Here is a 23,098-nt window from a genome sequence, read left to right as displayed (position 1 = left end):
CGAGCCGTGTTCAAACCTGAATCCGGATGATTTTGCGAATCCAGAAAATCCCGATGATCATGGCCACAAAAGCCCCCATGATCAGCTTCTGGCCCATGGGCTCCTTGAACAGCAGGGGCATATAAGTCGGGCTGGAAATCAGGATGGCCAACGCCAGCACAAAGGGCATCGACACCAGAATCCAGCCGGACATCCGCCCTTCAGCCGAGAGCGTCTTGACCTTGCGATGGAAGCGAAAGCGCCCGCGGATCAGGCTGCTCAAGCGGGTCAACACCTCGGTCAGGTTGCCGCCGGTTTCGCGGTGGATCAGCACCGTGGTCACCAGCATCATCACCGTCATGCTGGGCACCCGTTCCAGCAGGCCGAGCATGGCCCGGCGCACATCATTGCCATAGTTGATATCGGCAAAGGCCAGGCCGAACTCGTAAGCCACCGGCCCGTGATGCTCTTCGGCAACCAGTTGCAGGGTTTCGTTAAACGGATGCCCGGCGCGCAAAGCCCGGCACATGGCATCCAGCGCATCGGGCAAACCCTCTTCAAACTGGGCAAAACGCTTGATGCGATCGTGGGAAATCTTCCAGATGGGTAGCCAGAAGCAGACAAACGCCGCTGGCAACGCCACCCACCACAGCTGCAACAACGACCACAGCACCAGCCCCACCGCCGTAGCCAGCACCAGCCCCAGCAGCAACACGCGGTAGGCCCTGTATTCATGGCCGGCCTGCTCGATCATCTGCGCCAGGGTTTCCATCATCGGCAACTGCTCAAGGCGGGCCTCAAGGGGTGGCAGACGCCGCAGGTATTTCTGGCGCAGGATCGACTGCATATTGGGCAGGTTACTCGCCCGCTCCAGCAGGTTCAGGCGCCCGCGAATGCGCTTGCGCACCTGGTTGGCCTCACCGAACACCGGAATGGTCAAACCCTGACTGAGCAGGAACATGGCAGTGAACACCATGCCCAGGAACGCCAGGATAAATTCGCCAGGAACCTGATTCATGACTGCCCCTCCATCCATTCCGGCCGGAACAGGCTGAGCGGCAGCTCAATACCCCGTTTGGCCAGCACATCACGAAATGCCGGCACCATGCCGGTTGAGCGGAACTCGCCCAGCACTTCCCCTTTTTCGCCCATGCCGCTGCGTACAAAGGCGAAGATCTCGGTCATGGTAATGATGTCGCCTTCCATGCCGTTGATTTCCTGCACGCTGACCAGGCGCCGGGTACCATCCTCCTGACGCTCCAGCTGGATGACCACGCCGATGGCCGAGGCAATTTGCTGACGCATGGCCTTGATCGGAAAGGTGGCGCCGCTCATCGACACCATGTTTTCGATCCGCCCCAGCGCGTCGCGGGCCGTATTGGCGTGAATAGTGGTCAGCGACCCGTCGTGGCCGGTGTTCATGGCCGTCAACATATCCAGCGCCTCGGCGCCACGCACCTCACCGATCACGATCCGGTCAGGGCGCATACGCAGGCTGTTGCGCACCAGTTCACGCTGACCCACCTCGCCACGCCCCTCGATATTCGAGGGCCGGGTTTCCAGGCGCACCACATGGGGCTGCTGCAATTGCAGCTCGGCGGAGTCTTCAATGGTGACGATGCGCTCGTTGTGCGGGATAAAGCTGGAGAGCACATTGAGCATGGTGGTCTTGCCGCTGCCGGTGCCGCCGGAGATCAGCACATTGAGCCGCCCGCGCACGATGGCCTTGAGCATCAGGGCAATGGCCGGGGTCAGGGTGCCCATCTGCACCAGGCTCTGGGTATTGAGCAGGTCTACGGCGAAGCGGCGGATCGACATGCTCGGCCCGTCGATGGCCAGCGGCGGGATGATCGCGTTGACCCGCGACCCATCCTTGAGCCGTGCATCCACCAGGGGCGAGGACTCATCGATACGCCGCCCGAGGCTGGAGACAATACGGTCGATGATATTGAGCAGATGATGATCGTCGCGAAAGCGCACATCGGTTCTCTGCAATTTACCGAAGCGCTCGACGTACACCGAGTCAAAACCATTGACCAGAATGTCCGATACGCTGCTGTCACCCAGCAGCGGCTCCAGCGGCCCGAGGCCCAGCACCTCGTCGGTAATCTGCTTGATAATCAACTGACGGCTGCTGGCACTGACCGGTGCCGAGTATTCATCCAGCAGGCGCTGACTGATCTCGCGAATCTGGCGCCCTGCATCGGCCAGCTCCAGGGTGTCGAGCAAGGACAGGTCCATGACCTTGAGCAACTGCTGGTAAATCTTCTCCCGCCACTCGGCCTCCATGGAGCTGAGCTTGGTGCGGGTTTCATACACCACATCCGGCACGCTGGCTTCCCAGGCCATCAATACACTGGTGCAATCGGCGCCCTCGACAGGCAGTGCCACCACTTCTGCGGAGGCCAGCTTGCCGGCTTGCTGACGCAAACGATTACGAAAGTCGCTGAGCATGGCTTATCCTCCGAACAGACGGCTGAAAGTACGTTTGAGCAAACCTGCTTCAGTGGCCTCGATGCCGATCAGGCTCTGGCTCAGCTCACGCAGGCTCAAGGTGATGCTGGCACGGGGAGCATGCAGCTCCAGGGGCACCCCGGTATTCTGGCTTTCACTGACCACCGCATAGTCATTGGGCAACTTTTGCAGTTCCGCGCAGCGCAAGGCTTCGCTGATGTCCTTGGGTTTAAAGGGCGACGCCTTGTCAAAGCGGTTAAGCACCACATGCAGACGATTGCCCTGCACGCCCAGGTCGTCGCGCAGAATGCGCACCAGGCGGTTGGCGTCCTGCAGATGGCTCAAGCTTTGCTGCAGCACGATATAGACCCGGTCCGACTGTTCCAGGGTGATGCCGGTGAGGTGATCAATATGCCGCGGCAAATCCACCACGACCCAGTCATAGGTGCTGCGCGCCAGTTTCAGCAAACTGTCCAGTTGCTCCAGGCGAATTTCCTGGGACAGGCACAGCTCATCGGTGCGGCCGCCCAGCACATGCAGACTGGGGCTGAAATGACTGCAGAAACCCCGCAGCGCCACGCTGTCCAGGGTATCGATCTGTTGCAGCACATCGGTATGGCTGTGGGTGGGCAACACATCCAGACTGTGAGCCAGGCTGCCGAATTGCAGGTCCAGATCCAGCAGCAGGGTTCTGCCGCCCTGCACACTTAATTGATGAGCCAGATTGCAAGCCAGCATCGAGGCACCCGAACCGCCCTTGGCATTCATCACCGACACCAGTTTGCCCTTGCTCCCATACTCGCTGTGCTGCTCCAGCTGCATGCGCTCCAGCGCCGACTGCAAGTCCTCGGCCGACACTGGCTCCGGCAAAAAGTCACGGGCCCCGGCCTGCATGGCCATACGCATGCCTTCATGCTCATCCAGCGACCCGCACACCAGCAGTGGCGGACGCTCCTTGAGCGGATGCTGCAACAACGCCGCCAGTTCCTCGCGCCATAAATGACTGACGCGCAACAGCAGAAAATCAGGCTGCTGTTCCAGGCCGTAGAGCGGGTCAGTGTGGCCATTGCTCACCAGCCGCGTACTCACCTGCAAGTGGGCTATGCCCTGGCTCAAGGCCTTGAGATGATTCAAGGCCGCGGCATCACGGCCGCTGATCAACAGGCGTATTCCCTGGCGGTCTGATGACGTAGCCGCCGTCACTTCTCGGACACTTAACATGGCGTAATCCCCGGTGTAACCGCCGGATCAGGCTGACGGCCAAGACTCTCACGAGGCACGGTCGACCTGAACGTGGGCAGAATGAAGACCCCCCTGAAGCCGGGGATCAACAGATTGAAACTGAAGTTGGTCACCTGCAGTTGCACATAACGAATGGCGGCAAAACCGCCGGCCCCCACCAGATCATTGGGGCTGGAGACCACTGCACCGTTGGCGTCCAGATAGATCAGGTTCAGATTGGCACTGGTCAGGCTGGCGATCAGGCTGCTTGGCCCGGCATTGCCCGCCGTGTTGAACATGGCACGACGCAGGATGACCGGGTCCTGGATATTGCACACCGCTGCCAGCCGCGCGCCGCGACGCACCGATTCGCTCAGCACATTGACGGTGAAGTACAGCCGGCCCATTTCCAGTGCGCCAAACAGCAGGGTGAAGAGCACCAGAGCGGTGATGGCGAACTCGACGATATACACGCCACCCATGCGTTTTCGGTTCATCACAAGGCCCTCATTACGACCGTTGAAGTCAACAGCAGGCCCAGTGGCACGCTGCTGCCATACAGCGCAGGAATGGCGCTGCCGAGCGCCGGGACAAAGGTGTAGGCAATGCTGACCCGTACATGGTTGGTGCCCACCGCACTCACCGTGACATCACCGGTGGTCAGGCCCGGTGCCGCCGCCGGGTAACCGTTGGGGTTGGCCGGCAGGCCATAAACGGCAACGTTCTTGGTCTTGGTGACCAGCGCCGCGTTCAGGTCCAGCGTGCCCAGGGTGGCGTTCCACGCCTGGCTGGCCACATAACGCCCGGCATCACGGCTGGCCTGCTGCAGGCTGTTGTACTGGAACAGCATGCGGCCGAACTCGGCGAAGGCCAGCATCAGCAACACCAGCAGCGGCAGGGTCAGCGCCAGTTCGACCATCGCCAGGCCCCGCTGGGCGCGGGACGACCTGAATCCACAGCGTCTCATGAGACCTCCTAGGAGTCGGTGCTCGGCGTCTGGTTGTTGTCGATATAGGTTTTGTACAGCTGGATCACCTGTGGCCCGGCGTTGGCCGCAGGGTTGGGGCCCGGCACGTTGTCGCCTTCGCACACGCTGACGAACTGGCCGAAAATTTGCGCTTCATTACCCTGCTGAGCGGCTGGCTGCATCACGAAATAGCAGCCAAAGCCCAGCACCGGAATCGCCGAGGCTCCGTCGTTCTTGCCCGAGCAATCGCCGATCACGATTTTCAGGATCCGTCGTTCAAATACACCATTGCCCTGGCAACCGGCGCCGCCGCCCACACAAGCTGCCTCGTCCTGCTTCCAGTTGTTGTAGTCGTACAGGGCACCGCTGCTGGTGGACAGGTTGCCGCTGCTGGACGTGACCGTATTGCCGTCATACAGAATCGGCGCAGGCAAGCCGGCAGAGGTAAACGACTGGGGGTTGACGGTTACCACCAGGTCCGGCGGATAGTCAGAAGCGCTGAGGCCACCCTTGTATTCGTTAAAGCGCGTATTGAGGCCCTGGGAGGCCGGGCCCACGGTGTTGCCCGGCTTGGTCTGGGCGGTTGCACCGACGATATTGCACTGGTCGATCCCGCCCGCCAGCGCTTCCCTGACCGTCTTGCCGCCCGAACCGAAATCCAGCAGCTGAAAATTGCCCGGACCGATGGGCGAATTGTTGTTGGCGGCAGTTTTCAGTACCTGCAGATCACCGAACGTGAAACCCCAGAACATCCCCGCAGCCGGATTGTTCTGCGCAGGGTTGCCGCACACCAGCAGCGGCGTCAGATCACAGGGGCCGCTGCTCGGGCTGGGCCCGGCAGTGGCCACCGCCGCGACGGCCTTGCCGGTGGCGTTACCGTTGTCCAGCGCCTGGAATACGCCCCAGAAAAAACTGCTCAGGGGATAGTTGTTCACCGTGACCCGAACAAAGGTCGCATTGGTCGGCCCCGGGAAAGAAAACGGCCCGTAGACACTGGTGGCCAGTTCCACCGAGGCAAAGCCTGACGGGTTGGCCGTGATGGCCCTGCCCAATTCCTCGTTGCCCGTCGCATTGGCATTGAGGCTCAGGGTATTGAGGGCCGCTGTTTGCGTCAGGCTGGCCGAGCCGGTCGCCCCCACTACCATGCTGAGCGTCTTGGCCCCGCTCAACGCCGCCGCATCCACGGCGTTTTGCAACCGGGTCTTGTTCAGCAGCATATGGCTGCCGTCCAGGGCCAGGGCGCCCATCAACAGGAGCGAAGCCATGGCAATCACCACCAGGACCAGCATGGCGCCGCGCTGTTGCCGGGGAAACGCGGTGTGGGGCTGTTGGATACGCGCGTTCATGATGGTTCACCTTGATAGTGTTGCGCTGCCGCTGCCCGGCCCTCTACATCGCTTTTTCAACCGTGGCCGCGACACCGCGGATGACAATCACGCCACCGTCATTGGCCGGTGCACGACGGCGAGCCACCGGCTTGGCCATCACGGTCGGCAGTACCGGCGCCGCCATGGCAACGGGTTCAGCCGCAATGGGTGTCTTGTTGTTATCCAGCGGGTTGCGCAAGGCCAGTTGCACCTTGCCAGCGCTCATGCCCTTGACCAGCACTTCGGCCTGGGCGGGGGTCATCTCCAGGGTTACCGCACGCACCACCACCGGTTGGGTCTTGTCAGTGCTGGCGGTCTGGTCAACAGCCAGTACCCGCAGGTCCTGGAGAATGGTCTTGGACTCGGCATTACCTTCGCTACCAACCTGCCGGGTTGCCAGCACGTCGACCCGATTACCCGGCAGCAGGAAGCCGCCGACGCCCACCACGTCATCCACCCGCACCGAGATGGCCCGTTTGCTGGGTTCGATCAGCGAGGCCAGGGTGCTGCCACCCATATGCTCGGCCAACCGTGCCCCCCGCAGAATGTCGCCGCGCAGCAGGGAGAAGGTGGCGATCTTGCCGACCACTTTTTCAGTGGTGTCGAAGGCGTCTTCGGGGGCTGCATCCCTGGGCATGCGCACCACCGTCACTTGCTGGGGCTCGATCATCTGCCCGAAAGCGATTTCCACCGTGGCAATCACCACGTTTTGCTGGTTATCGTCAGGGCTGGTGTTCAGCCGTGCCGTGAGCCAGTTATTGGCCATCCATGTAGCCCCCAGCCCGAGGATCACGGACAGGACAATCAAAGTCAGCGTGCGCGAGTTCATGACGGTAACTCCTTAGCCAAGAAAATCGAGTTGGACGAAATAGTTGCGCCACGCCCACTCAAGCTCCTGAGTAGTCAGTGGCCCCGCCCCCTCCAGATAACGCTGGCGATCGCACGCCATATTCAACAGATCCCGGGGATGACATGGCACCAGGGGCATGTTTTCGGCGCCATACAGGTCGTGCAGCACGAAACTGAGCAACAGCGGGTCATAGGGGATACCCAGGCGCTGCGTCTCTTGAATCCAGATGCGTTCGTATTCGCCAGGCTTGAGGTAGCCAAATTGCAGCTTGTAGCCAATGCGCCGCAAAAATGCTTCGTCAGCCAGCTCCAGCGGATTGAGGTTGGTGGAGAACACCAGGATCAGGTCAAACGGCAGTTCGCAGTGGCGCCCGCCCCCCAGGTTGAGGAAATCTCGCCTCTCTTCCATGGGCACAATCCAGCGGTTCAACAACTCGCCCGGGGTCATGCGCTGACGCCCCAGATCGTCGATGATCAGCAGGCCGTTACTGGCCTTGAGTTGCAACGGTGCCTGGTACTGACGGGCATAAGGGTCATAACGCACATCCAGTTGTTCCATCGTCAACTCACCACCGGTGATCACGATCGGCCGTTCGCAGCACAGCAAGCGGCGGTCTATGCCCTCGTTGAGCATCAAGCCGTTTTGATGTTCGTCATCGCCCAGGCGCTTGTGTACCTGAGGGTCAAAGATCTCGATCACCGATTCATTGATGGCGATGGCATGAGGCACCCAGATCGCTTCGGCAAACAAGCGGATCAGCCGACTGCTGACATAGGTCTTGCCGGTACCCGCAGGCCCGTAAATCATGATGGCGCGCCCGGAATTCAAGGCAACACCCAGTTGATCGAGCATGCTTTGCGCCAGCACCATCGAACCGAAACAGTGGTGCATGTCATGGGCGCTGATACGCCCGTGGTGAATGGTCTGCAACTTCAGCAGCGAGCGGTAGGCACTCACCGGGTAAGGCGCTGCACCTATGTAGCCACTGCGGGCCAGGGCATCGCGGGCACTGTTGCGGCCGCGCTCGGTCAAGCCGTAGCGCATGGCCTGCCCCCCTGCCTGGCCCAGTACTTCGACGCGACGGTCCTTGCGCAGGAACGTGAGGATTTCTTCCATTACCGCACCGGTAAGCGCCAGTCGCGCCACCAGCTGCACCATGTCCAGCACACCCGCATCGTATAAATGCTTGCACACCAGATCACCGAGAAAATTGTCTGCCAATCCGGTTTCAAGGATGGTCCGTGGTTGTGGAGCCAGTAGTTGTACCGCTTCGCGCTCATCGAGAGAAACACGGTTGCTGCTGATGGCGTACATGGTGTTCTCCTGAACTAGTGGCCCAAGGTCAGCCAAAAGACGCTGGCCAAGGTGCCGAGCAAAACGGCGACCGAATAAGGGAAAGGTTTGCCGGCCACTTCAGCAGCGTGGGGGGGGAAGTAGGCGCGTGCCCTGAGCATCAACCAGTAGCGGCCCAGGGTTTGCAGGGCCTGGCCCTGCACCAGGATGATCAATAACCCGCATACCCCACCTGCAATCAGGCTGAAAAACGCAGCCCAGAGGGCGTCATGGGGGGTTAAAAATGCGCCGGCCATGGCCATTAACTTGACGTCCCCGGCGGCCATCCCGCCAACGGCGTACATGGGCAGGAAAATTCCGAAACCGATCAGCATGCCCAGCAGTGAATGCCCCAACCCGATAAAGCCTGCGGCCCAGGTCTGGCCGACCAGACCCAGTACCAGCCCCAGCAAAACAAGAAGGTTGGGAATGCGGTGACTGCGAAGATCGCTCACCACCGCAACTCCCAGCAGCCCTAAAAGCAATACGACAGGAGCAATCAGTAACTCGCTCATGGCTGCACCCTCAACAGGAGACATCGTGTTAGCAGACAGTGCCCTTGACAGCACATCCCAGACTGGTGATTGCTGTTTTCACATTGCCGCCCAGGGTGATAAACGCGGCGACAGCGCCCAGTGTTATCAGCCCGCCTGCCACTGCATATTCCACAATGGTCAGGCCATCTTCGTCGTTGATAAACTTCACTACGGAAGTCTTGATTGATTGCAGGCTCATTTCGTCCACCTCACTCAATGTTTGATATCAAGAAGCAGGGCTATTTGCGCTGCTTGATTGGATCTTAGCCAGAGGGTTATTTGAGGGTTAGGAGATTTTTGCTGACTGCTAGGACTTTATTGACATTACCCAGAAACAGTTAAACCCCACCTATTCAAGAGCAGGTAACTGCCACTAACAGACTCTTTATATGCAATCCGTACTACAACTAATCAGGCACAAAAAAACCGGCTTAAGGGTGCTGGGCTAGAGGGGACGTATAGCGCAACAGACTAAGCCGGGGGTTTCATAGCAGGATTTAATCTTCACAACCTCACAGCAACAGCGATACTTATGTACGGGTTGGTATCATTGGCGCTGCAAACCGGCAGCCAGCAACTGCAAAGGAGCCATGCCCCAGTGATCATTGCCCGTGCATCAGCAGGTAGTACCCTTGACCGCACACCCCAGGCTGGTAATGGCGTCCTTGACGTTGCCACCCAGGGTGACGAATGCCGCAACCGCCCCCAGGGTTATCAAGCCACCGGCCACGGCGTATTCAACAATGGTCAGGCCGTTCTCATCCTTAATAAAGGCCTGGACGGAAGTTTTAATGGTTTGCAAGTTCATTTTGTTCACCTCACTCGAGTGGCTTGCCCAAAGCGATTACTAAATGCACCGCCTGATTGAAGGCTAGCCATCGGTGGAAGGAGCGGTTAGGAGTTTATTGTCGAACAGCAGGATTTTTTTGCACTAATTAGATAGGCAAACACCCTGATCGGATCCAATTAAAAACCAACTTGAAAGTGCGCGTACATATTGATTCGACCTATCAACCCGACAGCGCTCTGCACAAGAAAGGATTAGGTGAATGAAATCTGAAGCTGTCAAACAACCTCATCTCCTATGGTTCGACCTTACCCGCAATCAATCCACTGAAGCCCTCATGCTGCCCTTTCGTTCCGCCTGCCACTGCCTGCTGGACACCCCCCGGGCCTGGGCCAACAAACACCGCGAACCAGTGCCAGACATGATCTGCATGCATTTTGACTGCCCCGACCTGGCGGGGCTCAGCCTGTTGCAGGAAATCAAACTCAAGTCGCCCTCTATCCCGATCACCATGTTTACCGTGCAGCACTCCGAAGAGCTTGCGATCTGGGCCATGCGTTCGCGAGTCTGGGAATACGTGGTGCTGCCCTTGAGTGCGGCCGAGATCAACCGTTACCTCAACGCCCTTGAGCAACTGTGTACATTGAGAAGCGCCGCCGGGAACAACAAGGCATTGCCGATCGAACATGGTCCTGCTCTGCCCGACAGCATCCGCCTGACCACCGACCATCAAAAGCACAACGCACTGCACAATGTGCTGCAGTACATCGATCAGCATTACTGCGAAAGCATTGACCAGAAAGACCTGGCCAAGCGCTGCGGGATGACTACCTTTCGCTTTAGCCGCCTGTTCAAGGAAGTCTACGGGCTGGGCTTTATGGACTACATACTGGGCAAGCGCATGGACAGCGCCAAGGACCTGCTCGACAACAGCCAGATGCCCATTACCAGTATCGGCTATGAAGTCGGCTTCAAGGACCCCTCCTACTTCGCCCGCGCATTCAAGCAATACGCGGGCAGTACCCCCAGCGAGTATCGCCAGGCGCGACGCAGTGATGTGCCATTATCGGATGAAATCCTCACCCAGGTCATCCAGAGCCTGGCGCGCAGTGCCGAGGGCTGAAGACCTCAGCGTTGCAGCGGTGCATAGGGCGTGAAAAAGTCCGAGCCCAGCCACTGCGGGGTTTTTTCATCCACCGCGTTTGGGCTGCGCACATAACTGTCGGCCGATTTAACATCGCCCTTGCCGTCATACACCGCCACATCCGGGTACGGAAACACCAGGCGTGTACGCCCGTCGTTGGCAGGGTCCTGGGCGACAGACCGGGGCGCCATCATTGACGGTTTTTGGTCCGCAGCAGCCCGGCCCGGCAGATTGGTCGGTGCGCCAAACTCGCTGGCAGCGGCCTGTTTGCTGCTGGCCTGCAAGGTCACAATGGCAGCGGGGGCCTGACCCTTTTCGACCCATGACATCATGGGTGTCAGCAGGTCCAGCAGGCTCGGGCCTTCACCGCCACCACAGTGGTAAACCCCTGGCAGCAGATAAAGCCGCTCGAAGGACTCGGCCTTCGACTTGCCCATCTGCACCTGCACCGCCTGGTGGTAGGCGATGGTGTTCAGTGGCGAGATATGCTGATCGGCCCAACCGTGCCACAGGATCAGCTTGCCGCCGCGGTCTGCGAATGCCGACAGATCCGGGTTGGTGGCGTCATACAGTGGGTGCAGGGCGCGCAATTGATCCAGGGTGCTGCGATCAAACTTCACGTCCGCCAGGCTGTAATCTGCTCCCGGATTGCGCTCGAAGGCCAGATTGCGCAAGACATCCAGGGCCATCTTTTCACTGTTGATCGGCTGATCGACGCTGTCCGGCACAAACACCCCGGCCCAGGCCAGTTCGGAACCCGGCTGTGGCCCGGCAATGGTCAGGCGTTCACCGGTAGCCGGGTCACGCGGGCCGTCATAAAGGCTTCGGGCCGCCTCCACCTCCCTGGCGCTCAGGCAGTCCGAAGTATCCGTCGCAGAGGCTTTGCACTGCACAGTTGCAGGATCAAAACGGCAAGCCCGGGGGTCGCTGATCAGACCATCGACCTGCCCGTCCAGCGCGTCGCACTGCTGCAGCACAGCCTTGTGCAGGATCGGCAGGCGCGAGGCGACAAGAATCGCCTTGCCCTCCCCGTCCTGATTGGCGCGGGCCTGCCAGGCATGATAAATCGAATTCTGCACCAGAAAATTCAATGCCGGCGCCCCGGCAATGATGCCGTTGAAATCGTCGGGATAGCGCTGGGCTTCGATCAGGGCTTCGCGCCCGCCATCGGAGCAGCCGGTAAAATAAGCGTACGCAGGTTGCTGGCCATAATAGGCGCCAATCAGTTGCTTGGCGGCCAGTGCCGTCAGGTGGACGCCGCGATGGGCGAAATCAGCACGTTTTTGTGCATCGTTGCCCCAACTGTTGTCCATGCCCTCGTGACCCATATCGGTAGCTGCCAGCACAAAGCCGCCGCTGCTCAGGGGGGCACAGCCTTCGGCCGCGCCCACCTGCAATGAAATCCGCCCGCACAGGCCGCCGCAACCCACTTGCAGATAACGCTGGGTCCAGGTGTGGGTTGGCAGCATGACCTTGAAACCGATGCTCGGCGCCAGCGTGCCTTGCACTTCACAGGCGGTAACCCCATTGCTGGTGGTTTCGCTGGCCGACACCACCTGGCTACCCTTGCCGCCGATTGCCTGCAGATCAACCCGGGTCAGGGCCGCGCAGCTGATGGCGGGTTTGACCACGGGCAGCGCGGCGATGGGCGTTTCGGCCTGGGCCAGGTTCGGCAGTTGCAGGAGAAGCACTGTGCTGCCGAGAAATAGCCGGCGCAGGGTTTGGAGGGCGATCATGACAGCTCCTTTTCAATGAAAAATCCGGGGTAAACCTGCGCTCAGTTCCAGCCACCGCCCAGCACTTTGTATAACGTCACGCGGTTGCTTTGTTCGGCCAGTCGCAGGGTGATCAGGTCTTGTTCGGCGCTGTACAGCGAACGCTGGGAAACCAGTGCTTCAAGAAAGCTTTGCGAACCACTGCGGTACAGTGCATCCGACAACTCGTAGCTTTTGCGACTGGCCTCGGTCAGCGCTTGCTGGGCGCTCAGGCGCTGGTCCAGGGTGCTGCGCACCGCCAGTGCATCGGCCACTTCCTTGAACGCAGTCTGCAAAGTCAGCTGGTAGGTCTGCGCCTGTATCTCGCGCTCCACTTTGGCTGAGTCCAGCGTAGCCCGATTACTGCCGGCGTCGAAGATCGGCAGGCTGATACTCGGCGCAAAGCTCCACGCGCCGCTGCCGGCCTTGAACAGGCTCGACAGGCTGGTGCTGGCTGACCCGGCACCGGCGGTCAGGGTGATGCTGGGGAAGAACGCCGCCCGCGCCGCGCCAATGTCGATGTTGGCGGACATCAAGCTATGTTCAGCGGCCAGTACGTCCGGGCGACGCTGCAACAAGGTGGACGGCAACTCGGCTGGCACTTGCACCAGCATCGCCGCCGATTCCAGGCTGTCGCCCGGCAGCAGGTTGGCCGGGATGTCGCTGCCCACCAACAGGCGCAGCGCATTCTGATCTTGCAGCACCTGACTGGCGTATTCGGCCACTTCGACCCGCGCCGATTCCACGGTGGTTTGCGCCTCAGAGACCGCCAGCCCCGATGAACCACCCAAACCATGGCTGCGCTGGGTCAGTTCGTAGGTGGAATGCTGGCTGGTCAGCGTCTCTTGTGCCAATTTCAGGCGCTCGTTGTCCGCCGCCAACGTCAGCCACGCGGTGCCCACTTCGGCGACCATGCTGATCTGAGTGCTGCGGCGGGTTTCGGTCAGCGCCAGATAGGATTGCAGCGCTTCGTCCTGAAGGTTTTTGACTCGCCCGAACACGTCCACTTCGTAGCTGCTCAACCCCAGTTCGGCACTGTAGCTGTGGCTGGTGCTGCTGTTGGCCCGACTGGAACTGCCACTGACGCTGGCGTCGATCCCCGGAAACGAGGCGGCACGCTGAATACGGTATTGCGCCTGCGCTTTTTCGATATTCAGGCTGGCCACCCGCAGGTCGCGGTTATTGGCCAAGGCCAGGGTCTGCAACTGCGCCAGACGCGGGTCGGTGAAAAACTGCTGCCATTGAATGTCCGCCGCCACCTGCCCTTTGGGCGTAGCGGTGCCCGGCAGCCATTGTTCGGCCACCGGGGCTTGCGGGCGCTCGTACTCAGGCGCCAGATTGATGCAGCCGCCCAGCAGTGCGAAAACGGCCAGCAGCGGCCAACGAGAGCGACTCATGCTTCACCTGTACGGTCAGTGGTGGGGGTCGACACGCGGCTGAAACGGCGGCGAATCAACACGAAGAACAGCGGCACAAAGAAGATTCCCAGCACCGTGGCGCTGAACATGCCGCCCAGCACGCCGGTGCCGATGGCTTGACGCCCGGCCGAACCTGCACCGGAACTAATGGCCAGCGGCAACACGCCAAACATAAAGGCCAGCGAGGTCATCAAAATCGGCCGCAGACGTTGCCGTACCGCGATCAGCGTGGCGTCGATCAAACTGTTGCCCTGCTCTTGCAGGTGCTTGGCGAACTCGACGATCAGAATGGCGTTTTTCGCCGCCAGCCCCACGGTGGTCAACAGCCCCACCTGGAAGTACACGTCATTGCTCAAGCCGCTGAAGCGGGTGGCGAGCACTGCGCCCACCACGCCCAATGGCACCACCAGCATCACCGAAAACGGCACCGACCAGCTCTCGTACAGCGCCGCCAGGCACAGGAACACAAACAGCACCGAAATCGCATACAGCAACGGCGCTTGCGAGCCGGACAGACGCAGTTGATAGGACTGTCCCGTCCATTCGTAGCTGATGCCTTCGGGCAGTTGCTTGATGATCGACTCCACAGCGTCCATCGCCACCCCGGAACTCACGCCCGGTGCCGGATCACCCACCACTTCCAGCGATGAACTGCCGTTATAGCGCTCCAGCAGCGGCGAACCCGAGGTCCATGAGCTGCTGGCGAACGAGGAGAACGGCACCATTTCGTCATTGCTGTTGCGCACAAACCAGTGATCAAGGTCGTCAGCCTGCATCCGCGACGACGCCTGCCCCTGCACATAGACCTTTTTCACCCGGCCCTGATTGAGGAAGTCATTGACGTAACTGCCGCCCAACGCCGTGGATAACGTGGTGTTGATATCGCTGGTGGTCAGGCTCAGCGCCCCGGCTTTGCGGTCATCAATCGTCACCTTGAGCTGCGGCGTGTCGTCCAGACCGTTGCTGCGTACGCCTTGCAGGCGCGGGTCCTGTCTGGCCAGCTCGATCAGTTGCTCACGCGCCGCCACCAGCGCTTCATGGCCCAGCCCGGCGACGTCCTTGAGTTGCAAATCAAACCCCGAGCTTTGCCCCAATCCGCGCACGGCTGGCGGCTGCATGACAAACACATCGGCATCGCCGATGCTCGACAGCGCCTGCGTGGCGCGCTGCGCGATCGACGCTGAATCCTGCCCGGCGCCGGTACGCTCGCTCCAGTCCTTGAGACGGATAAACGCCCGCGCCGAGTTCTGGCTATTGCCACCCATGCCCATGCCGGAAATGCTGATCATGGCCTCGACTTCCGGCTGTTGCAGGATGTAGCTCTCGAACTGTTTGAGCACCGCCTGGGTGCGGTCATCGGTGGCGCCTACCGGCAATTGCATCTGCGCCATGAGGATGCCCTGATCTTCATCGGGCAGGAACGAGGTGGGCAGTTTGGTGTAACCCACCGCCATCGCGGCAACCACCAACACGTACACCATCAGGCTGCGGCCACTGCGCTGCAAAATCTTGCCGACTACCCGTTGATACGCCTGGGCGCCGCGTTCAAAGGTGCGATTGAACCAGCCGAAGAAGCCGGTCTGCGGGCCGTGCCCGTTTGGGTCAACCGGCTTGAGCAAGGTCGCACACAGGGCAGGTGTCAGGGTCATGGCCACCAGCACCGAGAGCACCATCGCCGACACAATCGTCACCGAAAACTGGCGGTAGATAATCCCGGTTGAACCGCTGAAAAACGCCATGGGGATAAACACCGCGCTCAGCACCAGGGCGATGCCGATCAAGGCGCTGGTGATTTCATCCATCGACTGGCGCGTTGCCTCCAGCGGCGACAGGCCCTTCTCGCTCATCACCCGCTCGACGTTTTCCACCACCACAATGGCGTCATCCACTAGCAAGCCAATGGCCAATACCATGGCAAACATGGTCAGGGTGTTGATCGAGTAACCAAACATCGCCAGCACGCCAAAGGTGCCCAGCAGCACCACCGGCACGGTGATGGCGGGGATCAGCGTGGCGCGAAAATTCTGCAGGAACAGGAACATGATCAGCACCACCAGCACGATGGCCTCGCCCAGGGACTTGACCACTTCTTCGATGGACAGGCTGACAAACGGCGTGGTGTCGTAGGCGATCACGTTTTTGAGCTGCATTTCGCTCGGGTAGTACGGTTCCAGTTCGGCGAGCTTGGCCTTGACCGCCTCACCGACTTCCAGCGCATTGGCGCCGGTGGCCAGTTGCACGCCCATGGCGGCGGACGGTTTGCCATTAAGGGCCGAGTTGACGTCATAGCTGTCACTGCCCAGCTCCACCGTGGCCACTTCGCCGAGCAACACCACGGCACCGGCGCTGTTGGACTTGACCACCACATTGCGAAATTCTTCGGCGGTTTGCAGCTTGCTGCGCGCGGTGATGGTGGCATTGAGTTGCTGGCTGGCCACGGCGGGCAAGGCGCCCAATTGCCCGGCCGACACTTCGGTGTTTTGCGCCTCCAGGGCGGTGGTCACGTCAGAAGGCATAAGGGAATATTTTTGCAGCAGCGCCGGGTCCAGCCAGATGCGCATGGCGTAGCCCGAGCCCATGGCTTTGACTTCACCGACGCCGTCGATGCGGCTGATGGAGTCGAGCAAGGTGCTGGAGATGTAATCGCCAATCTGCGTGCCGGTCACGCTCGGGTTATCCGAGGCCAGCGCGGCAATCATCAAGAAATCCGAGCCGCCCTTGGTCACGGTCAGGCCTTCGCTCTGCACCGAGCTGGGCAGGCGCGATTCCACTTGCTGGAGCTTGTTTTGCACCTGCATCTGCGCCACGTCGGGATCCGTGCCGGCCTCAAAGGTGAGGTTGATACTGGCGCTGCCCGCCGAACTGCTGGAGGCCGACATATAGGTCAGCTTGTCGATACCGGTCATTTGCTGCTCGATCACCTGTGTCACCGAGTCCTCGACCGTTTTGGCCGATGCGCCGGTGTAGGTGGCGGCGATTTTCACGGTGGGCGGTGCAATGTCCGGGTACTGTTCAAGGGGCAATTGGGTGATCGACAGCGCGCCCGCGAGCATGATCACAATGGCAATCACCCAGGCAAAAATCGGCCGATCAATAAAGAAACGCGCCATGCTCAACCCTCCTTGGCAATTGCAGTGGGTGCGGCACGGGTTGGCAGCGCACGGGTTTCGCTGTTTTGTGCCAATACCTCGTTGCCCACCCGGACTTTCTGCCCGCCCTCGACAATCACCTGATCACCGGCATTCAACCCGGAGGTGACCCACCATTGATTGCCCACGGCACGGTCAATGGTCAGCACGCGCTGTTCGACCTTGCCCTCGACCACCACCAGCACCGAGGTCACGCCGCTGGCGCTGCGGGTGACGGCTTTTTGCGGGATCAAAATCGCCCTGTCGTCGGTGGCCTGATCCAGCACGGCGCGTACATACATACCCGGCAATAACAGGTGATCGGGGTTGGGGAAGACAGCGCGCAGGGTCACGGTGCCGGTGCCTTCAGTGACGGTGACGCCACTGAACTTGAGGCTGCCGGCGTGGTTGTAGGTGCTGCCGTCATCGAGTTTGAGCAACACCGGGGTTTCGCCCTGACCATTGTTTTGCAGGGTGCCGCTGGCCAGGTCGCGTTTCAGGCGCAGCAACTCGCTGGTCGACTGGGTGACGTCGACATAGATCGGGTCCAGTTGCTGCACGGTGGTCAGCGCGGTGTCCTGGCTGGCCACCACCAAGGCGCCGGGGGTCACGGTGGAGGTTTCGATGCGGCCACTGAGCGGCGAACTGATGCGCGTGTAAGCCAGATTGATGCGCGCGGTTTCGACGTCGGCCAAGGCCACTTGCAGATCGGCTTCGGCGGTTTGCAGGCTGACCTGCGCGTCTTCATTATCTTGCTGGCTGATGGCGTCTATTTTCGCCAGTTGCGCGTCGCGCCGGGCCGTGGCCTGAGCCGATTTGACGGTGGCGCGGGCCTTGGCGGCGGTGGCCTGCATCTGGGCAAAGGCGGCCTTGTATGGCGCCGCATCAATTTGATACAGCGCCTCGCCGGCCTTGACCTCGGCCCCTTCGACGAACAGGCGCTGCTGCACAATGCCGCTGACCTGAGGACGGATCTGCGCAACCATAAATGCCTGGGTGCGACCGGCCAGCTCGGTGGTCAATGCCTGACGCTGCGGTTGCACAGTGAGCACCGAAACCTTGGGTTTTTCGGCAACGGGCGCGGAATCACCGGCCGAGCATCCGCTCAACACAACGAGAACCAGCAAAGACACAATAACAGCGGCGGTTACCAGGGATTTGGTAAACAGTTTGATCGACATGGCGGCCTCTACAAGACAGTTGGCTGATGTCATGGTGCGAGGCAAATGTGCAGGAAAATTGAAGATTGCCCGCAAGCCTTGAATCTTCCCCGGCGCAGGGCCTAAATGAGCAGGCCATTTCGCCAGTAAGCCGAGCCGATGAAACTGAGTATCTCCACCAAGCTGTTTATCGCCGTCCTGGCCAGCGTGCTGTTCGTGATTCTGAGCATGGGCCTGGCCACCAGCTGGAGTTTCACCCGGGGCTTTCTCGGCTACCTCAATGAACAGGCGCTGGAGCGCATGGAATCCGTGCAGCCGCGTATGGTTAGCGCCTGGCAGCGCGAAGGCAGTTGGGATTTTTTGCGACACAATCCAGAGCGCTGGTTTCAACTTATGCGGCCAGACGCAGGGGATGAACCCAAACGCGGCGACCTTAAAAACCCGTTGCCCTCGGACCTGACCGGCGCGCTGTTTCGCATTGCCCTGCTCGACCAGGATAAAAAGCGCGTCACCGGCTACCCCTCCATCGGCGACGATGCTCTGCTGCGGCCAATTGAAGTCAATGGCAAAACCGTCGGCTGGCTGGCCGTGACCCCGTTCCAGAGCGTGACCGAGGCCGGTGGCGAGCGTTTCCAGCAATACCAGTTGCAAACCAGTCTGGGCATGGGCGTGCTCTCGCTGCTGCTGGCCATGCTGATTGCCTGGTGGATCGCCCGCACCCTGCTCGACCCGGTCAAGCGCGTGGCTGCGGCCACCCACAAACTGGCCACCGGGGAATACAGCAACCGGGTAGCCGTATCGTCCAATGACGAAGTCGGCCAGTTGGCCCGCGACTTCAATCAACTGGCCTACACCCTTGAGCGCAACGAAAAAATGCGCCGCGAATTTATGGCCGATGTCTCCCACGAACTGCGCACGCCGTTGTCGATCCTGCGCGGGGAACTGGAGGCCATCGAGGACGGTGTACGCACCCTCGACCACAGTTCGATGAAGTCACTGCAAGGCGAAGTCGGCATGCTCAGCAAACTGGTGGACGACCTGTATGAGCTGTCACTGGCCGATGTCGGTGCCCTGACCTACCGCAAAAGCCAATGCGACCTCAACGACCTGCTGCAGACCTCGGTGGCCATGTATCAGGAACGCTGCAATGCGGCCGGCCTGCGGGTTGAGCTGCGCCTGCCATCCTGCGCCCTGCTGCTGGAAGCCGATGCCAAGCGCCTGCAACAGCTGTTCGGCAACCTGCTGGAAAACGCCGTGCGCTACACCGATGCCGGCGGCATGCTGCTGATCAGCGCCTCCATTGAAGATGAGCACATACTGGTCAGCTTTATGGACTCCGGCCCCGGCGTCGACCCGCAGCAACTGCCGCGGCTGTTCGAGCGCTTCTACCGCGGCGAAGCTTCGCGCAATCGCGCCAGTGGTGGCGCCGGCCTGGGACTGGCGATCTGTCACAGCATCGTACTGGCCCACGGCGGCAGCCTCACGGCCGACCACTCACCCCTGGGCGGCCTCTGGCTGAGCCTGCGCTTGCCACGCAAGGTGTAAAGCATGGACACGATTCTGATCGTTGAAGATGAGCCTAAACTGGCCGCATTGATGCATGACTACCTGACCCTCGCCGGTTACGCCGTGCATTGCCTGGACAACGGCCTGGACGTGGTGCCGTGGGTACGCAGCCATGCGCCACGGCTAATCCTGCTGGACCTGATGCTGCCCGGTCGCGACGGCCTGGAAATCTGCAAGGAGCTGCGGGATTTCAGCGCAATCCCGGTCATCATGATCACCGCTCGGGTAGAAGAAGTGGACCGCCTGCTGGGGCTGGATCTGGGCGCTGACGACTATATCTGCAAGCCGTTCAGCCCGCGTGAAGTGGTGGCCCGGGTCAAGGCCATCCTGCGCCGCAGCCCGCAGTTCGAGCAGGTGGCCCGGGCCCGCCTGCAGATCGACGAAGCGCAGTATCGCGCCTCGTTCGATGGCGTGGCGCTGGACCTGACCCCGGTTGAACTGCGCCTGCTCAACACCTTCGCCCGCGCCCCGGGGCGGGTATTTTCCCGCGACCAGTTGCTGGACAAACTCTACTCCGACCATCGCGTGGTCACTGACCGCACGGTGGACAGCCATATCCGCAACCTGCGGCGCAAACTGGCCCAGGCCAGCCCCGGGCACGACCCGATCCAGTCGTTGTATGGCGTGGGCTACAAGCTGGAGTTGTAATGCCAGCGCCCACAATAAAGCGACTCACCCGGTCAGCGCTGACCACCGTGCTGACCACCGCCACCATGACCGCCACCACCGCCCCCGCCACCGCCGCCTGGCGGCATAAACATCCAGCAGCCCGACAAGGCCGATACCGCCACCGCTACAACCATCGCTTTAACAACAGACTTCAATTTCATGACCGAACGCTCATTTTCAACAGGGAAAAAACGCCGCCCTTATACCAGTGCGAGCAAGGCTCGAAGCCAAGATTTACCCAACTTTACAGTCCTTGCACAACTGCCAAGCACCTGTAGCCGCTGTCGAGCGGAGCGAGGCTGCGACGAGCATCGGGTGATTGTCAGCTACCCATTGAATATTCTGTAAAGGAACCGGCCTCAGGGGCTATCGAGCAATCCGTCATTGGCGAGGGGTTCAGGATTGCCCCCCTCGCACTCCGGTTTCAATTGAAACTTTTCAACCCCAGATGCCCACGCAAGGTCGGGTGTTCATAGGCGCTGCGCAGGTAACCGCGGCGTTGCAGGATCGGCACCACCGATTCGGTGAACTCGGTGAAAGTGCCGGGCAGATAGGCAGGCGACACCACATAACCGTCACAGGCACCCAACTCCAGCCAGTCGATCAATTGCTGCGCCACGCTCTCTGCGGTCCCCGCCAATTGCGGCACGCGGATACTGGCGGCCATGATCGCACCGTACTCGCCAAGGGTGATGTCACGTTCCAGACGCAGTTTTTGCGCAATCACGTCGGGGGTGGCCGAGTGCCGGGCGATATCCAGCAGGCGGGTGTCCAGCGGGAATTGGGCAAAGTCGAAATTGGACTGGGTCGACAGGGTGATAACCCCCAGTTCAGGGTTGGCCAATGCATTGTGCTCATCGCGCTTTTTGATCGCTTCAGCTTCAGTGCCGCCAATAAATGGCATGACCGCCGTGAGGATTTTGCAGTCATCCGGGTTGCGGCCAATGGCGCGCATTTGCTGGTGGATATCCTGGCGGAATTCGAGCATGCGCTCTACCCGGCTGTTGATGCTGAAAATCACTTCAGCCCAGCGTGAACCAAACTGGCGACCCCGCCCCGAGGCTCCGGCCTGGATCAGCACCGGCTGGCCCTGTGGCACTCGCGGAATATTGAGCGGGCCTTCGCAGTCGAAGTAGGTGCCGCTGTGCTTGAAGGCATCGATCTTGCTCGGGTCGGCGAGGATGCCGCGCACCTTGTCCAGCACCAGCGCATCCGGCTGCCAGCTGTTCCACAGTTTGAGCACCAGTTCGACAAACTCATCGGCGCGGGCGTAGCGCTGATCGTGGGCCAGGTGCTGGGCATGGCCGAACAGACGCGCTTCGCTGTCGTTCATCGAGGTCACGATATTCCAGGCGCTGCGACCTCTGGAGATATGGTCCAGGGAGGCGATGGCCCGCGCCACATGGGGCGGTTGGTAGTAGGTGGTAGAGCGTGTCAGCCTCAGGCCAATATGCTTGGTGTGACCGGCCAGCAAGCTGAGAATCGGTAGCGGATCGAGCCGCGCCGCATCCTGCGCACCCAACTCGAAGGAACGCGCCCGGGATTGCCCGGCCTGATCGCCGACCGCCAGGCGATCAGCGAAAAACAACAGGTCAAAACAACCCTCTTCCAGGGTCTTGGCGATTTCGATGTAGTAGTCGGGGTCGAGAAAGTGGCTATGGGTTTGCGGGTGACGCCACACCGCGTGGCTATGTACCACGGGGCCCGAAAGCATAAACCCCGCCAGTGCCATTTGCTTGGCCATAAGGTTTTCCTTGGTTGTCAGAGTGCGCGGTCAAACATGGGAGTGACGTCGTACGGCTTTTTCAGCAGTTTGGCGTCGTATAGAAAGTCAGAAGTGGCCTGGGCTTCGCTAACAATGGTGGGCGAGATCGGCAACACGATAATGGCGTCACGCTTGAACCAGGCCTTGGCGATTTCCGGGGAGGACTGGTTGGCCTTGGACCAGGCGGCAGCGTATTCATCAACATGGCTTTGGCTCCACTCCCGGGCGCGGGTCAGGCGCGCAACAAAGTCCTTGATGATCTCGCCCTTTTGCGCCAGCACCGGCTCATAGGCAACCACATAAGTCGGTGCGCTCATCAGCCCCTTGGCGTTGCGGATCAGGGTGCTGCCTTCTTTTTCCTGCAGCGACACATAGGGTTCCCACGTGCCGAAGGCATCGATATCGCCCTGGCTCAAGGCCATGCTGGCTTCCGCCGGCAACAGGAACTTGTAGTTCACGCTGTCACGTGGCACGCCTGCTTCATCCAGGGCCTTGAACATCATCTGCTGACTCCAGGAGCCGTTCCAGATCGCCACGGTCTTGCCTTTGAGGTCAGCCACCGAATGGATGCCCGGGCGGGCCACAATGCCGACACCGTTAAGGCTGGTCTGGGTGCTGGCCACGACTTTGACCGGGGCACCGTTGGCCGCCAGGCTGATCACCGGGGTATCGCCTACCACGCCAATATCCAGGGCGCCGCTGGCGACGGCCGAGGCTACCGGCGAACCGGTATTGAAGCGCTTGAAATCGATGGTATAGGGCAAATCTTTAAGCTCACCCGAGAGTTCGAGAACAATGCGGTTGGAGAAGAACTGATCGCCCACCACCAGGGTCTGCGGGGTAGCGGCGCAGGCGGGAGTGCCATGCAGCACCAGAGAGGCCAGACCCAACAGGCCGAGCAATTTTTGACGTGTTGTCATTAAGGATTCCTACAGAGTTAACAGCTGAATCAACCATCTGTAGGCATGCAGTCTGGCTTTGAGAAAAGAGGCTTTTTGAGT

21 protein-coding genes are annotated in these 23,098 nt (G+C 60.5%); 3 read left to right on the top strand and 18 right to left on the bottom strand.

Features of this window, described 5'->3' with window-relative positions; all coding sequences use genetic code 11:
• Positions 1 to 10: 10 nt before the first annotated feature.
• From EQV96_RS09715 to EQV96_RS09665, 11 genes are all read right to left on the bottom strand, one after another.
• Complete coding sequence (locus EQV96_RS09715) at positions 11 to 997, bottom strand: type II secretion system F family protein (RefSeq protein ID WP_095001734.1); 987 nt, start codon at positions 995 to 997, stop codon at positions 11 to 13.
• Complete coding sequence (locus EQV96_RS09710; RefSeq protein WP_095001735.1) at positions 994 to 2,433, bottom strand: CpaF family protein; 1,440 nt, start codon at positions 2,431 to 2,433, stop codon at positions 994 to 996. Before EQV96_RS09710 ends, EQV96_RS09715 begins: the two co-directional genes overlap by 4 nt.
• Before the next feature lie 3 nt (positions 2,434 to 2,436).
• On the bottom strand, positions 2,437 to 3,654 hold the full coding sequence (locus tag EQV96_RS09705) for an AAA family ATPase (protein ID WP_240881904.1): 1,218 nt from the start codon (positions 3,652 to 3,654) through the stop codon (positions 2,437 to 2,439).
• Positions 3,648 to 4,151 (bottom strand): TadE family protein, encoded by a 504-nt coding sequence (locus EQV96_RS09700; RefSeq protein WP_095001737.1) that lies wholly within the window; start codon positions 4,149 to 4,151, stop codon positions 3,648 to 3,650. The genes EQV96_RS09705 and EQV96_RS09700 overlap by 7 nt, the downstream gene beginning before the upstream one ends.
• Positions 4,151 to 4,621 (bottom strand): TadE/TadG family type IV pilus assembly protein, encoded by a 471-nt coding sequence (locus EQV96_RS09695; RefSeq protein ID WP_095001738.1) that lies wholly within the window; start codon positions 4,619 to 4,621, stop codon positions 4,151 to 4,153. Before EQV96_RS09695 ends, EQV96_RS09700 begins: the two co-directional genes overlap by 1 nt.
• An 8-nt stretch (positions 4,622 to 4,629) precedes the next feature.
• Entirely contained in the window at positions 4,630 to 5,967 is a 1,338-nt protein-coding gene (locus EQV96_RS09690) for a TadE/TadG family type IV pilus assembly protein (protein WP_240881896.1), read from the bottom strand.
• 43 nt (positions 5,968 to 6,010) lie between these two features.
• Entirely contained in the window at positions 6,011 to 6,817 is an 807-nt protein-coding gene (cpaB, locus tag EQV96_RS09685; protein ID WP_095020918.1) for a Flp pilus assembly protein CpaB, read from the bottom strand.
• 12 nt (positions 6,818 to 6,829) lie between these two features.
• Complete coding sequence (locus EQV96_RS09680; protein ID WP_095001741.1) at positions 6,830 to 8,152, bottom strand: AAA family ATPase; 1,323 nt, start codon at positions 8,150 to 8,152, stop codon at positions 6,830 to 6,832.
• Positions 8,153 to 8,166: 14 nt separating this feature from the next.
• Positions 8,167 to 8,685: a prepilin peptidase gene (locus EQV96_RS09675; protein WP_240881894.1), complete on the bottom strand. Its 519-nt coding sequence runs from the start codon at positions 8,683 to 8,685 to the stop codon at positions 8,167 to 8,169.
• 28 nt (positions 8,686 to 8,713) lie between these two features.
• Positions 8,714 to 8,905 carry a type IVb pilin, Flp family gene (locus EQV96_RS09670; RefSeq protein ID WP_016782274.1) on the bottom strand — a complete coding sequence of 64 codons (192 nt, stop codon included), beginning with the start codon at positions 8,903 to 8,905 and terminating at the stop codon, positions 8,714 to 8,716.
• A gap of 417 nt (positions 8,906 to 9,322) precedes the next feature.
• The gene (locus tag EQV96_RS09665) at positions 9,323 to 9,514 is read right to left on the bottom strand and encodes a Flp family type IVb pilin (protein WP_095001743.1); all 192 of its coding nucleotides are present in this window, start codon (positions 9,512 to 9,514) and stop codon (positions 9,323 to 9,325) included.
• Between the two features lie 241 nt (positions 9,515 to 9,755).
• Between EQV96_RS09665 and EQV96_RS09660 the strand changes: the two genes are divergently transcribed.
• Positions 9,756 to 10,616 carry a response regulator transcription factor gene (locus EQV96_RS09660; protein WP_095001744.1) on the top strand — a complete coding sequence of 287 codons (861 nt, stop codon included), beginning with the start codon at positions 9,756 to 9,758 and terminating at the stop codon, positions 10,614 to 10,616.
• Between the two features lie 5 nt (positions 10,617 to 10,621).
• On the opposite strand, the gene EQV96_RS09655 is transcribed toward EQV96_RS09660, so the two are convergent.
• Genes EQV96_RS09655 through EQV96_RS09640 form a run of 4 tightly spaced genes read right to left on the bottom strand, consistent with a single transcriptional unit; the run spans position 10,622 to position 18,118 of the window.
• Positions 10,622 to 12,373: a tannase/feruloyl esterase family alpha/beta hydrolase gene (locus EQV96_RS09655; protein WP_240881884.1), complete on the bottom strand. Its 1,752-nt coding sequence runs from the start codon at positions 12,371 to 12,373 to the stop codon at positions 10,622 to 10,624.
• Between the two features lie 41 nt (positions 12,374 to 12,414).
• Positions 12,415 to 13,788, bottom strand: a complete 1,374-nt coding sequence (locus EQV96_RS09650; RefSeq protein ID WP_240881882.1) for an efflux transporter outer membrane subunit — start codon at positions 13,786 to 13,788, stop codon at positions 12,415 to 12,417.
• Complete coding sequence (locus EQV96_RS09645; protein ID WP_095038669.1) at positions 13,785 to 16,919, bottom strand: efflux RND transporter permease subunit; 3,135 nt, start codon at positions 16,917 to 16,919, stop codon at positions 13,785 to 13,787. The genes EQV96_RS09650 and EQV96_RS09645 overlap by 4 nt, the downstream gene beginning before the upstream one ends.
• Before the next feature lie 2 nt (positions 16,920 to 16,921).
• The gene (locus EQV96_RS09640) at positions 16,922 to 18,118 is read right to left on the bottom strand and encodes an efflux RND transporter periplasmic adaptor subunit (protein WP_095032092.1); all 1,197 of its coding nucleotides are present in this window, start codon (positions 18,116 to 18,118) and stop codon (positions 16,922 to 16,924) included.
• A gap of 138 nt (positions 18,119 to 18,256) precedes the next feature.
• On the opposite strand from EQV96_RS09640, the gene EQV96_RS09635 reads away from it, so the two are divergent.
• Positions 18,257 to 19,642: an ATP-binding protein gene (locus EQV96_RS09635; protein WP_095001749.1), complete on the top strand. Its 1,386-nt coding sequence runs from the start codon at positions 18,257 to 18,259 to the stop codon at positions 19,640 to 19,642.
• A gap of 3 nt (positions 19,643 to 19,645) precedes the next feature.
• Entirely contained in the window at positions 19,646 to 20,311 is a 666-nt protein-coding gene (locus tag EQV96_RS09630; RefSeq protein WP_138738465.1) for a response regulator, read from the top strand.
• A 32-nt stretch (positions 20,312 to 20,343) separates the two neighbouring features.
• On the opposite strand, the gene EQV96_RS09625 is transcribed toward EQV96_RS09630, so the two are convergent.
• From EQV96_RS09625 to EQV96_RS09615, 3 genes are all read right to left on the bottom strand, one after another.
• Positions 20,344 to 20,493 (bottom strand): hypothetical protein, encoded by a 150-nt coding sequence (locus EQV96_RS09625; protein ID WP_165484563.1) that lies wholly within the window; start codon positions 20,491 to 20,493, stop codon positions 20,344 to 20,346.
• 263 nt (positions 20,494 to 20,756) lie between these two features.
• Entirely contained in the window at positions 20,757 to 22,076 is a 1,320-nt protein-coding gene (locus EQV96_RS09620; RefSeq protein ID WP_240881880.1) for an LLM class flavin-dependent oxidoreductase, read from the bottom strand.
• 17 nt (positions 22,077 to 22,093) lie between these two features.
• Positions 22,094 to 23,017, bottom strand: a complete 924-nt coding sequence (locus EQV96_RS09615) for an ABC transporter substrate-binding protein (protein ID WP_218722837.1) — start codon at positions 23,015 to 23,017, stop codon at positions 22,094 to 22,096.
• Between the last annotated feature and the right edge of the window lie 81 nt (positions 23,018 to 23,098).

The sequence above is a fragment of the Pseudomonas sp. TMW22080 genome (assembly GCF_022496745.1).
GTDB classification, from domain to species: domain Bacteria; phylum Pseudomonadota; class Gammaproteobacteria; order Pseudomonadales; family Pseudomonadaceae; genus Aquipseudomonas; species Aquipseudomonas bubulae.
The sequence above is the reverse complement of the archived record's forward strand: the minus strand, read 5'-3'. Positions and strand labels throughout refer to the sequence as shown.